General features: G+C 72.7%; 10 protein-coding genes. 4 read left to right on the top strand and 6 right to left on the bottom strand.

Translation table 11 applies throughout. The annotated features are described in order from the left end of the window. Positions 1-8: 8 nt before the first annotated feature. The 4 genes from AB1673_01725 to AB1673_01710 all read right to left on the bottom strand — a co-directional run bounded on the left by AB1673_01725 (position 9) and on the right by AB1673_01710 (position 5,716). The gene (locus tag AB1673_01725; GenBank protein MEW6152695.1) at positions 9-2,216 is read right to left on the bottom strand and encodes an AAA family ATPase; all 2,208 of its coding nucleotides are present in this window, start codon (positions 2,214-2,216) and stop codon (positions 9-11) included. Between the two features lie 386 nt (positions 2,217-2,602). After that, positions 2,603-3,385 carry a hypothetical protein gene (locus AB1673_01720; GenBank protein MEW6152694.1) on the bottom strand — a complete coding sequence of 261 codons (783 nt, stop codon included), beginning with the start codon at positions 3,383-3,385 and terminating at the stop codon, positions 2,603-2,605. 11 nt (positions 3,386-3,396) lie between these two features. Beyond that, positions 3,397-4,605, bottom strand: a complete 1,209-nt coding sequence (locus tag AB1673_01715; protein ID MEW6152693.1) for a VWA-like domain-containing protein — start codon at positions 4,603-4,605, stop codon at positions 3,397-3,399. A gap of 19 nt (positions 4,606-4,624) precedes the next feature. Next, positions 4,625-5,716 (bottom strand): MoxR family ATPase, encoded by a 1,092-nt coding sequence (locus tag AB1673_01710; protein MEW6152692.1) that lies wholly within the window; start codon positions 5,714-5,716, stop codon positions 4,625-4,627. Positions 5,717-5,782: 66 nt separating this feature from the next. Between AB1673_01710 and AB1673_01705 the strand changes: the two genes are divergently transcribed. The 3 genes from AB1673_01705 to AB1673_01695 are packed head-to-tail and all read left to right on the top strand — an operon-like array spanning position 5,783 to position 7,956. Beyond that, positions 5,783-6,286, top strand: coding sequence for a GtrA family protein (locus AB1673_01705; GenBank protein MEW6152691.1), 504 nt, complete (start codon positions 5,783-5,785; stop codon positions 6,284-6,286). Positions 6,287-6,345: 59 nt separating this feature from the next. Next, the gene (locus tag AB1673_01700) at positions 6,346-6,933 is read left to right on the top strand and encodes a class I SAM-dependent methyltransferase (protein ID MEW6152690.1); all 588 of its coding nucleotides are present in this window, start codon (positions 6,346-6,348) and stop codon (positions 6,931-6,933) included. A gap of 30 nt (positions 6,934-6,963) precedes the next feature. Next, positions 6,964-7,956, top strand: a complete 993-nt coding sequence (locus AB1673_01695) for a hypothetical protein (GenBank protein ID MEW6152689.1) — start codon at positions 6,964-6,966, stop codon at positions 7,954-7,956. Positions 7,957-8,371: 415 nt separating this feature from the next. Here AB1673_01695 and AB1673_01690 read toward each other — a convergent pair whose 3' ends face one another. Both AB1673_01690 and AB1673_01685 read right to left on the bottom strand, forming a co-directional pair. Then, on the bottom strand, positions 8,372-8,869 hold the full coding sequence (locus tag AB1673_01690) for a hypothetical protein (GenBank protein MEW6152688.1): 498 nt from the start codon (positions 8,867-8,869) through the stop codon (positions 8,372-8,374). 205 nt (positions 8,870-9,074) lie between these two features. Then, positions 9,075-10,298 carry a hypothetical protein gene (locus AB1673_01685; GenBank protein MEW6152687.1) on the bottom strand — a complete coding sequence of 408 codons (1,224 nt, stop codon included), beginning with the start codon at positions 10,296-10,298 and terminating at the stop codon, positions 9,075-9,077. A gap of 100 nt (positions 10,299-10,398) precedes the next feature. Here AB1673_01685 and AB1673_01680 point away from each other — a divergent pair, with 100 nt between their 5' ends. Next, positions 10,399-11,823 (top strand): FAD-dependent oxidoreductase, encoded by a 1,425-nt coding sequence (locus AB1673_01680; protein MEW6152686.1) that lies wholly within the window; start codon positions 10,399-10,401, stop codon positions 11,821-11,823. Positions 11,824-11,855: the final 32 nt, after the last annotated feature.

Raw genomic sequence — 11,855 nt, 5'->3', positions numbered from 1 at the left:
GGCGCCCATCATTGCACCCCTTGGGGTACCCCCCCGACGGGGGGCCCGGCGGTCAACGGGCCAGGAAGGGGCCGGTGGTGGACGAGGTGCAGGCCCCGGGTGGTGCGGGTGAGGGCGACGTAGAGAGCCTGCAGGCCCTTGCCGCGCTCGTCGACGAGGGCGGCCGGCTCCACCACCACGACCGAGTCGAACTCCAGGCCCTTGGCCCCCGCGGCCCCGAACACGGCGATCGGCTGCTCGAGCACGGCCGAGCCCGAGTCCGGGGCCCCGAGGACCGTCCGCAGCTCGTCGACCAGGGCCATCGGGGCGATCACGGCCACCCGCCCGCCCACGGCCCGGGGCAGCTCGGCGCGGGCCACGGCCGCGGCCGCGGCCACCAGGTCGCCGGCCGTGGCCACGCGGGTGACGGCCGGTGGTTCGCCTGTGGACCGCACCGAGCGGGGCGGGGAGAGGCCGGGCGCGGCGGCCGCCAGCACCCGGGAGGCCAGGTCCATGACCTCCACGGGCGTGCGGTAGTTGACCGACAGCTCGGCCACCCGTGGGTCGCGCCGGCCGGGCAGGTGGGCCAGCACGTCGTCCCACGACCGGGCCGAGTGCTCGCCGCTGGCCTGGCCCAGGTCCCCGACCAAGGTCATCGACCCGCTGGGCACCCGGCGGCCGATCATCCGCACCTGCATGGGCGTCAGCTCCTGGGCCTCGTCGACCAGCACGTGGCCGAAGGTCCGGGTGGCCAGGTCGGGCTGCTCGTCGCTCGGGGCGTCCCTGGTCCACCGGGACAGGTGGTCGACCAGGTCGGCCCGCATCACGGGGTCGATGTCCCCGGCATCCTCCAGGGCCCGCTCGTAGACCGACATCTCCTCGGCCCCGAGGCCCCGGTCGGCGGGCCGGGCCCGCGACGGGACGGGGCCCAGGTGGACGGCCGCCTCGTCGAGCAGGGCGATGTCGGCCTCGGTCCAGGCCACGTCGGCCAGCCGCTTGTGGCGGGGCCGGACCAGCGCCTGCCACTCTTGGTCCTTGAGCACGCCGTGAGCCGCCAGGCGGGTCAGCGCCGGCACGCTGAACAGGTCGTGCAGCAGGGCCTCGGGCGTGAGGACGGGCCACATGCGTTCCACGGCGGCCACGTAGGCCCGCTGGCGGCGGAGCTGGAGCTCCAGGTCCTCGGGGAGCGGCTCGTCGGGCTCCAGGCCCTCCCGCCGGCGCCACTGGTCGAGCAGGTGGCGGCTCACGAGGCGCTCGAAGTAAGCGCGGCGCCGGTTATGGTCGCCCCGGCGCCGCTTGACCCGCTGGACGATGTCGCGGGTGGCGCCCGGGGACAGGCTCAGCAGGTGGGCGCCCAGGGGGATGGTGGCCGCCACCGGCAGCGGGCGCTGGCGCTGGGACACGGCCCGGGCCACCAGCGCGGCCATGCGGACGTCGCCCTTGACGGTGGCCGCCTCCGGGGTGTCGGTGCCGGTCATGGTCACCGCGGGGACGAGCGTGGCCGGCGTGGCGAACGTGACCGTGTGCTCGCCCAGCGAGGGCAGCACCTGTTCGATGTAGCGGAGGAACACCCGGTTGGGGCCGATGAGCAGCACGCCCGCCCGTTCGAGCGGGAACCGGTAGGTGTAGAGCAGGTAAGCGGCCCGGTGCAGAGCCACGGCCGTCTTACCCGTACCCGGTCCTCCCTGGACCACCAGCACACCCGGGAGCGGGGCTCGGATGATCTCGTCCTGCTCGCGCTGGATGGTGGCCACGATGTCGGCCATCCGGCCCGTTCGGGCCCGGCGCAGCGACGCCAGCAGGGCGGCCTCGCCCACCAGGACCAGGTCGTCGCCGATGTCGTCGCCCTCGCTGTCCACCGCCAGCAGGTCGTCCTCGATGCCCACCAGCCGCCGGCCCCGCAGCAGGAAGTGGCGGCGCCGGGCCAGGCCCAGGGGCTCGCCCGGGGTCGCCCGGTAGAAGGGCTCGGCGGCTGGCGCCCGCCAGTCGACGACCAGGGGCTCGTTCTCCTCGGTCGAGATGGCGACCCGGCCGACGTAGAGGGTGCCGCCCGGGCCGTCGGGGCCCCTGACGTGGTCGACACGGCCGAACACCAGGCCGGCGTCGGCCGCCTTGAGGGCGGCCAGGCGCCGTTCCGTCACCTCGACCCGTACGTCACGCTCGTAGCGGGCCTGGTGGGTGCCGCCCCGGCTGTCGCCCAGGACGTCGGCCGACACGGCGCGCGCCTGCTCGCGCATGGCGTCGAGGCGCCGGTAGGCCCGGTCGATGACGGCCTGCTCGGCCGCCAGCTCAGGGTGCGTCGTCAGGTGCTCGTGAGTCCTTGTGCGTCGGGTTGCCAGCGGGTCCCCGCCCGCAAGGGCGGAGGGAAGATTCTAGTTGCCCTGGGGGCCGCAACCTGTTCTCGACTTGGGGACGCAAGCGACCGGTTGCCGCGGGGGCTGCGCCCCCGACGCACGGCTTCGCCGTGCTCCCCCATCCCCGCCCGGCCCGCTGGCGCTCGCGCCGTCGGGCGGCGCTTGCGCTCCGCACAAGCGCCTGGTTGCCGCGGGGGCTGCGCCCCCGACGCACGGCTTCGCCGTGCTCCCCCATCCCCGCCCGGCTCGCTGGCGCTCGCGCCGTCGGACTAGGCGTCGGGGCTGAGGGGTTCGACCAGCCGCCAGGCCGCGGTGGCCGGGTCACGGACGACGTCGAGGGCGACGGCCACAGGCTCGGCCACCCCTGGCGAACGAGGCTGCTCCCGCCATACGGCGGCGCGGGCAGCCAGCGAGCCTGGGCGGCTTCCCGGGCCGAAGGCCTCCAGAACGAACCCTCCCTCGACCTCGGCCAGGCCGCGCGCCCACACATTGACCACCCAGTCGCTCGAGAGGGTCGCGGTGGCCGAAACCGACACCGTGTCGATGCGGCCCTCGACGGCCGGCGCCTGGTTGGCGGGCACGTGGCGCACCTGGGCGCCCCGGATGATGCGTGCCCCGAACCTCTGCTTCTCGGCCGTTAGGTGGGCCCGGAAGGCGGGCAGGGCGCGCTCTTTGACGAACCGCTCCAGCAGGGGGCCCTGGCGCTCGAGGTAGAGCGACTTCTTCCAGGCCCGCTCCAGGCTCAGGGCCATGCCCACCTCGCGAGGCACGTCCAACTCCCGGGGCACCAGGGCGGCGTCCTCGCCCATCCACCGGCGCATCTCCCCGAACTGCTCGGGACGCATCCCGAACAGGCTGGCCCACAGGCGCAGGGCCCGCAGGCAGCCGCACGCCTCCCCCCCGAGCACGAGCATGGCCCGCTCGGCCGCCAGGTCGTGGTCGTCGAGCTTGAACTTGCCCCAGCGCCATGTGACGTGGTGTTCGTCGCCTTCGCACGGGACGGTGGCCGTGACCGCTGGCAAGTACTGGTACCAACGCTCGCGCCGGGCCATCGCCAGCGGGCCTAGGCCGCCATGCCGGCATCGCCGATGCGGACGACCCGCGCCCAGGCGGGCGGCGCCCACGCCCGGCCCCGGCGCACCGACTCGCCTTCGATGAGCCCGACCACCACGGCCATTCCCTTGGGGGGGTCGGCGGGCCACGGCGTCAGCCCGTCGGTCAGCACGACCAGCACCGAGGGCCGGGGCCTCAGCTTGGCGGCCGCTTCGATGCCCACGGTCATGTCGGTACCTCCGCCGCCCCGCAGGCGCAGCGACCGGGCGGTGGCCACCCGCTGGACGGTCTGCACGGCCGCGTCCACCGACAGCACCTGGAGGCGGTTGCGGCCCAGCCCCACACCCTTGAGTAGCCCGTCGACCTCGGCCAGCACCTGGGCCAGGAGTTGCTCGTCCATGCTGCCCGACGTGTCGCACAGCACGGCCACCTCCGGTGTCGGCCTCTCCATGGCGGGCAGGACCACCCCCACCACGGCACCGGCCCGACGCGACGGGCGCCGGTAGGTGTAGTCCACCCGCCCCGAGACGGCGCTCAGCCCCTTGCGGACCTCGGCGGCCAGCACCCGCCGCCAGTCGACCTTGGGCTCGAGCTGGTCCTCGGCCCAGCGCTGCCAGCCGGCCGACAGCCGTCCCACGCCTTCGCGCTGGAAACGCAACACGTCGCTGGCCACCTGGGCCCGCAGCAGGCGGCGCTCCCCGGGGGGCACCCCGCTCGACTGCTCGCCGCTCATCTCCCAGTCGCGGGCCAGGGCGTCGGCCCCGCTGCCGCAGTCGGGGTCGAGCTCGTCGTCGTCGTGGCGGTGCTCCCGGGCCGCGAAGTACTCCTCGGCCAGCCGGCCCGTCTCCCAGCCCAGCCGGTGGGGCTCGACCAGGTCCTCGGTCGGCAACCGCAGACCCGAGGCGATCAGGTCGTCGTTGATCTCGGCGTCGGCGGCCAGCGCCCAGTCCCGCGACAGGCGCTGGTCGACCCCCAGGCTTCGGGCCCGGCCGGCGTGGTCGCGCAGCAGGTGCCCGGCGTGGTGGACGAGCAGGCTCCCGAGCACGGGCACGCTCTCGCGCTCGATCACCGCCGGGTCGACGTAGAGGCGCCAGGCCTCGTCGACGGCCACCCGCCCGATCCCGGGGGACTCGACCACGTGGAAGGCCCACAGGGCCGAGGCCATGTAGGGGTGGCGCTCGACGGCCCACAGGCGGGCTACGGCCAGCTTGGCGATCATGGCCAGCGACCCCCGGCGGTCAGTGCTGCTGCCAGCGGACGTCGGCCAGCAGCGGGGCGAACAGTTTGGCCTCTGGGGGGGCGGGGGCCTTGGGGGGCCGGCACTTCACCAGCGCCCGGGCGGCCACGGCCCCCACGTCGGGGGTCGCTTCGCCGGCCCGGCCCAGCACCTTCCAGCCCGCCAGCCAGCGGTCGAGGGTGGGGTTGGCGGCCACCGCGGCGGCCACCGACGCCAGCACGGCGTGCACCCGGTCACCGCGCTCGGGTAGCTCGAAGCCCTCGGGGTCGGCCAGCACCTTCTCGGGGTCGGGGAGGTCCATCTCGATCTCCCACATGAGCAGCTCTACGCCCGCTCCCTCGCCCACCGCCCCGATGACCAGGGCGGTCACGGCCTCGGTGGAGGCTCCGGCGGCGTCCGCCGCGGCCCACAGGCGGGCCGCCATGTCCCACGTCCGGGGGCTGGGCCAGCCCCGGCCCGACCGGGCGGCGTCGGTGGGCACGTCGACCGCCAGCCCGGGGCGGACGCCCAAGAAGCCGGCCACCAGGCCACGGGTGTAGCTGATGCGGTCCTCCCAGCCTTCGGGCAGGACCGGTACCTTCGGCACCTCGAAGCCCGCGACCAGGCCCTGGGCGAACACCGCCGGCTCGACCTCCCAGTCGAGGTGGCAGAACCGGTTGGCCAGGGGAGCGGACAGGTCCCAGCCGTCGGCTGCCTGCTCGGGGGGGTTGGCGGCGGCCACCACGACCACGTCGGGGGGCAGGTCGAGGTCGCCCACCACCCGTTCGAGCACCACTCGCAGCAGCGCGGCCTGTACGGCCGGTGGTGCAGTGGATATCTCGTCGAGGAACAGCAGGCCGTGGCCGGCGGCCGCCAGGCGCTGCGCCCACCGGGGCGGGGCCATGTGGACGTCGCCGGCGGTGACCACCGGCAGGCCGGCGAAGTCCGATGGCTCCCGGATGGCGGCGATGACCGTCTCCAGGGGCCAGCCCAGGGCGTCGGCCATGGCCCGGATCGTGGAGGTCTTGCCGGTACCCGGCGCACCCCACAGAAGGACCGGCACCCGGGCGGCCACGGCGACCCCGAGCGCCTCGACCGCGGTGGCCTGGCTCATTGCCGGCGACGCTACCGCGAAGGACCGCTTTATCCCAGGGCGCGATCGGCCGATACGATCCGTACAGTGAAACGTCGGATCGACACCGTGCTCACGTGGTCGCGCACCACGGAGGGGCGCAAGTGGGTGCGCTACAGCATGGTGTCGGTCATCTCGGTGGTTATCAGCCAGATCCTGCTGTTCATCGCCTTCGGCCTGCTGAAGTGGCCGGCCCGCACGGCCAACGTGTGGGCCGTGTGCCTGTCGGCCGTGCCGTCCTACTACCTCAACCGGGCCTGGGCCTGGGGCAAGCGGGGCCGCTCGCGGCTGTTCAAGGAGGTCGTGCCCTTCTGGGCCATGGCCCTGTTGGGCCTGGCTTTCTCCACCATCGCGGCCGACCTGGCCGAGACGTGGGCCGCGGGTGTGACGACCTCGCACTTGCTGACCACGATGATCGTCATGGCCTCCTCTCTGGGGGCCTTCGGCGTCCTGTGGGTGGCCAAGTTCATCGTGCTCAACAAGCTGCTGTTCGCCAACCACCCTGACGACCTACCCGCTGCCCTCGACGGCCGGAGCGGCATCCCCAGCTGAGGTCCGACCGGCTGGCGCAGGCCCACCGGGCCCGTGGCTTCATGCCCGAAGGCGAGGGCATGGCTCTTTACGAGCTGGGCCGGCGGGCGGCCGGCGTCGGGCCCTTGCTGGAGGTGGGGTCGTGGTGCGGCAAGTCGGCGATCTACTTGGGCTCGGCGGCCGAGGAGGCCGGGACCGTGCTGTTCGCCGTCGACCACCACCGGGGGTCCGAGGAGCTCCAGGCCGGCTGGGAGCACCACGACCCGGCTGTCGTCGACCCCGGGACGGGCCGCATCGACACCCTCCCCCACTTCCGGCGGACGGTCGACGGGGCCGGCCTGGAGGCCACGGTGATCGCCGTCGTGGGCTCGTCGGTCACCGTGGCCCGGCACTGGGGGACGGCCCTCGGGCTGGTCTTCGTGGACGGCGGCCACTCCCGGGCCGAGGTCCATGGTGACTACGAAGCCTGGGCCCCATGGGTGGCCCTCGGGGGCTGGCTGGCGCTGCACGACGTGTTCGCCGACCCCGCCGAGGGAGGCCCGGCCCCCTTCGAGGTCTACCAGCGGGCGGTGGCGTCCGGAGAGTTCCGCGAGGAGCCGGCCGCGGGGACCGGTTCGCTGCGGGCCCTGCGGCGGCTGGTGCCCGCGGATGGCCGCCGAATGCCCTAGGTCGTGCCCGGCGCGTACGATCGGTCAGCGATGGACTCCTCCTCCCGGCATCTCGTCCGCAGGCGCGTCCCGGCCGTGGCCGCCGCCTTGGTTCTCGCCCTGGTGGCGGCCGCCTGCGGCGGTGACGGGACGTCCTCGACCGGCCAGCCCGACCCCGAGGACATCAACGCCGAGGTCGCCAGCTTCGACATCGCCGCCGGGGGGCCGTCGCGCCTGCTGGTGGGTGTCATCTCCAACGACCAGCGGTTCGTCGTCTTCGGGTCGGTGCAGCTCCGGTTCGCCTACCTGGGCACGGCCCAGGCCCGCGAGGAGGGCACCTTCGGGGCGCCCGTGGCCGGCCGCTTCCTGCCCGTGCCGGGCGTGGTGGTGCCCTCCCCCGCCCCCGCCTCACCCCAGTTGGCGTCCGGCTCGGAGGTGCGGGGCGTGTACTCGGCCCAGGCCACGTTCCCCAAGGCGGGCATCTACCAGGTCGAGGTGACGGCCGACGTGGCCGGCCGGGAGCGCACCACCACGGCCGCCTTCACGGTGGGCGAGCGCAACATCGTCCCGACGGTGGGCGAGCCCGCCTTGGCCACCGAGAACCTCACCATCGCCTCGACCGACGCCCCCCGGGGGGCCATCGACTCCCGGGCGGCGGCCGGGGGCGAGGTGCCCGACCCCCACATCCACTCGACCACGGTGGCCGCCGCCCTGGCCGCCGGTCGCCCGGCGGTCGTGGTCTTCTCGACGCCCGTCTACTGCGTGAGCCGCTTCTGCGGGCCCATCACCGAGATGATCGCCGACCTGGCCCACACCTACGGCGACCGGGCCAGCTTCGTCCACATCGAGATCTGGCGCGACTTCCAGAACCAGACCATCAACCGGGCGGCCGCCGACTGGCTCCTGCGCGAGGGCAACCTCAACGAACCCTGGGTCTTCGTCATCGGCGCCGACGGGGTCATCCAGGCCCGCTTCGACAACGTCGCCACCGAGCAGGAGATCGTCCCCCTCCTCCAGCCCCTCCCCATCATCGGACCCGCCTAGCCGAAACGAGCTGACGCCGCCGCCTAACCACCAACGACCGCCTGTATTTCGTAGAAGTTGCTATAACCACCTGCCCCAGGAATTCTGTCCTGTGAGGGGATCTCGCCTGGGTCGGCGTCATCTGGAAGTTCCCTTCCCTCCCGATAGTGCCCGCGAGTAACGCATGGCTCCCCGTCGGCGCCCTCTACGACTCGGTCATAAGCAACGTAGGTTGTCGAGGATCCCGGCGATCCCGTACCCCCTTCGGGCTTGGACGCGTTTTGCGGGACAAAGTACTCACCACCATCCTCCCCCTTACACCACATTCCCGCCCCATCGTGGCTCGGGTAACATTGGAGCTTTGGCGATGCCACCGCCACAGATAGGAAGAAGGGCCCACCTAGGAACACCGCCGTCATGACGGATAGCCTCACCGTCATCTTCCGGTGCATGGGTCCTCGCTGGGCGGACCGAAGCTGCTGGAGGTTCCTTCGTACAGATAGGCCCAACCGACGGGGTTGAGGCGAAGCTGGTCACGTGCAGGGTCCGTGGGAGTGATCGCAACCCACAGCTCGGCCGGGGATGGTGGGGCAACCGTGGAAACGGCCGAGTAGTCGCGGGATACCCGTGCGAACGCGCACGTCGGTCGGCCCGTGATCAGGTCGACGACGACTGTGGACGCATCCCCTGGCGGGTCCCGATAACCCGGTACGCCCCTCGAGATCTCACGCGACAGCGAGCCCAGGGAAAGATCGAACAGCTCGTCCGTGGCGTAGAGCGCCTGCAATCTCTCGTAGCCCTCGCGGGGTAGGGCCTTGGTCGCGACCACCAGCCGCACTACTTCGCCGGTCGCGGCATCGAGTGACGCGAGGATGCGATTGAGGTAAGGAACGTCAATCTCCACCGGAACGTCCGAGGGATTGGTGGTTGTCACCGCCGCGGGAGCGGTCCCGACGGTCGCCGTGGGCTGTGTCACCGTCGGCGAAGTCCGGTCAGCACAGCCTCCAAGTGTTGACAAAGCCACGACTGCCGTAGCTACGACCGCCCGCCCGCCCCGCATGTCCCATGACTATCATGAGTTCTTGTGATCTGCAATAGCCTCTCGCGGACGATTGGGACGAGCTGACGCCGGCTGGGGGTCAGACGCCGACGATGGGGGCCGGTGGGGGGCCGGAGCGGCGTTCGTGGGCCGGGACCCGGGCGTCCTCGGCGTCGCGGAGGGGGTGGCCCTCGATGCGGGCTTCGGCCCAGCGGCGGAGCAGGTCGCCCTCGGGGAGGCGGCGGACTACGTCGTCGAGGTCGGCGCGACCTCCGAGGGTGTCGCCTGCCTCGATGCGCATGAGGCCGCGGCCGTAGCGGACCCGCACGTCGTCGGTCAGTGGTGGCACCAGGTGGGAGTAGGCCTCGAGGGCGAGGTCGGCCCGCTCCATCTGGGTGAGAGCGAGCGCGAGGTTGGCCCACAGGGGCTGGCGGACGTCTTCGCCGCCCAGGCCGTCGGTCGAGGCCAGGCCCCGGCGGGCGGCGGTCACGGCGTCGTTCCACCGGCTCTGGAACATGCTGAGGCGGGTCAGGCCGAGCAGCAGCCGGGGGGACTCGCCGCACACCCCGATGGCCTCCTCCACCGTCCCCCGGGCCAGGCCCAGCTCGCCCCGGCGGGCGTAGAAGTCAGCCAGGGCCAGCCAGGGCCCGGGCTGGCGAGGGTCGGCCTCGATCCCCTGGCGGAGCCGGGCCACTTCGTTCTCGGTGCCACTGCCGATCGTGAACAGCAGCACCTTGCCCCGCCGGCGCCACCACACGACCATGGTCACCAGTGAGCCGACGTGGATTATGCCGGTGACCCAGCTCAGCAGCTCGGTCCGGCGGCTGTAGATGATGACCCAGTCGCCAAAGTCGGCCGACAGCGAGAGAGCCGGGTAGAGCACGAGCGAGAAGACGAGCTCGAGCATCCCCCCGGCGATCAACAAGTAGCGGACCGACCGCCGCCATTCGGACCACCGGACGCCGGCCACCACCATGGCCAAGCCGATGCCGGCACTGACCACGTTGCCGGCGATAGCGATCACCCAGATCTGCTCGGCCGAGCGCAGCCCGGCCACCGACACCGACCCGTGGAACAGGCCGTAGCTGAACCCGGTGACCTCCACCCCCACGGCCAGGGCGGTGACCAGGTGCCCGACCTCGTGCAGCAGCACGACCACCGGGGGGACCAGGAATATGGCCACCTGGATGGCCAGCCGGCGGTCGGCAGTGGTGAAGTCCTCGTCCCAGAAGGGCCGCCACGAACGGACCAGTGCCACCAGCGTGAAGAAGGCGGCGAGGCCCATGAGGATGTCCATCGCGCCGGAGGACGGGTCGAAGGGCACACGGCGATGGTATTGGCCGCAGCCCCCTACGGCCCGGCGGGCCATAGAGTCGGTCACGCGGCCGGGCCACCATGGGGGGAAGGCCTGCCGGGGAGGCTACGTGGCGCGCTACGACCTGGTGATCGTCGGGATGGGCTCGGGAGGCATGATCGGTGCCGAGTTCGCGTCCACGATCGGGCTGCGGGTGGCGGTCGTCGAGCGTTCGAGGGTGGGCGGCGACTGCCTGTGGACGGGGTGCGTCCCCAGCAAGGCCCTGCTCGCCTCGGCCAAGGCGGCCCACACCATGAGGGTGGCCGACCAGTACGGGCTGGAGCCGGTGGAGCCCGAGATCGACACCGCCCGGGTATGGGCCCGGGTGCGTTCGGTCCAGCAGCAGATCGCGGCCACCGACGACAACGTCGAGCGCTTCGAGGCGCTCGGGGTCGAGGTCGTCTTCGGCAATGCCCGCTTGACAGGGCCCAATACCGTCCTGGTCACCCCGTCGGGCGACGGCGACGAAGCCCGGGAGCTCGAGACCCGGTTCATCCTGCTGTGCACCGGGAGCCGGCCGGCCGTGCCGCCCATCGACGGCCTGCGAGAGGCGGGCTTTCTCACCAGCGAGAACCTCTTCGAGATCGAGCGCGCCCCCCGCACCATGGTCGTCATCGGGGGCGGGCCCATCTCCATCGAGATGGCCCAAGCCTTGACCCGCTTGGGCATTCCCACGACCGTCCTCCAGAAAGGGCCCGCCATCTTGGGCCGCGACGAGCCCGCCCTGGTCGAGCTGCTCACCCGCAAGCTCCGCAACGAGGGGGTCGACCTGCGCCTCAACGTCGACACCGAACGGGTGACGGTCTCGGGCGGGCGCAAGATCGTGCACGGCAGCGAGGACGGCGAACCGGCCCGGTGGGAGGGCGAGGAACTGCTGGTGGCCGCCGGGCGGCGCCCCAACGTCGAGGGACTGGGGCTGGACGAGCTCGGGGTGAAGGTCACCAAGCGGGGGGTGGAGGTAGACGAACGCATGCGGACGTCGGTGCCGTCGGTCTACGCCAGCGGCGACCTGGCCGGTCGCTACCTGTTCACCCACTCGGCCGGCTACGAGGCCGTGCGGGCCGTGCGCGACGCCTTCTTCCCGGGGAAGGGCCGGGTCACCGACTTCGTGCCGTGGTGCACGTTCACCGATCCCGAGCTGGCCCACGCGGGCGAGACCGTGGCCGAGGCCGAGAAGCGCCACGGCGACGACGTGGAGGTCTACCGCATGGACCTGGCCCACTCGGACCGGGCCCGGGCCGACTCAGCTACCGACGGGGCCATCGTGCTGGTGACGGCCAAGGGCAAGCTGGTGGGCGCCCACATCCTGGCCCCGGCGGCCGGCGAGATGATCCACGAGCTGGCCCTGGCCATCAACCAGGGCCTCAAGCTGGCCGAGGTAGCCAGCCTCATCCACGTCTACCCGACGCTGTCGACCAGCACGGGACAGCTGGCGGCCGAGGCCGCCTTCGAAGGGGCCAAGCGGCTCCGCTGGCTGGTCCGCAAGGAGCGGTGACCGGCAGGCTGCCGGCCGCCGTTGATCAGCCC

Source organism: Actinomycetota bacterium, from assembly GCA_040754375.1.
In the GTDB taxonomy this organism is placed as follows: domain Bacteria; phylum Actinomycetota; class Acidimicrobiia; order Acidimicrobiales; family AC-14; genus JBFMCT01.
The sequence above is the reverse complement of the archived record's forward strand: the minus strand, read 5'-3'. Positions and strand labels throughout refer to the sequence as shown.

What these genes read in the sequence shown, in the direction of transcription:
- AB1673_01700 (MEW6152690.1), top strand. Translation starts at nt 6,346, where the DNA reads ATGGCTCTTTACGAGCTGGGCCGGCGGGCGGCCGGCGTCGGGCCCTTG.
- AB1673_01725 (MEW6152695.1), bottom strand. Translation starts at nt 2,216, where the DNA reads ATGCGCGAGCAGGCGCGCGCCGTGTCGGCCGACGTCCTGGGCGACAGC.
- AB1673_01695 (MEW6152689.1), top strand. Translation starts at nt 6,964, where the DNA reads ATGGACTCCTCCTCCCGGCATCTCGTCCGCAGGCGCGTCCCGGCCGTG.
- AB1673_01715 (MEW6152693.1), bottom strand. Translation starts at nt 4,605, where the DNA reads ATGATCGCCAAGCTGGCCGTAGCCCGCCTGTGGGCCGTCGAGCGCCAC.
- AB1673_01710 (MEW6152692.1), bottom strand. Translation starts at nt 5,716, where the DNA reads ATGAGCCAGGCCACCGCGGTCGAGGCGCTCGGGGTCGCCGTGGCCGCC.
- AB1673_01720 (MEW6152694.1), bottom strand. Translation starts at nt 3,385, where the DNA reads ATGGCCCGGCGCGAGCGTTGGTACCAGTACTTGCCAGCGGTCACGGCC.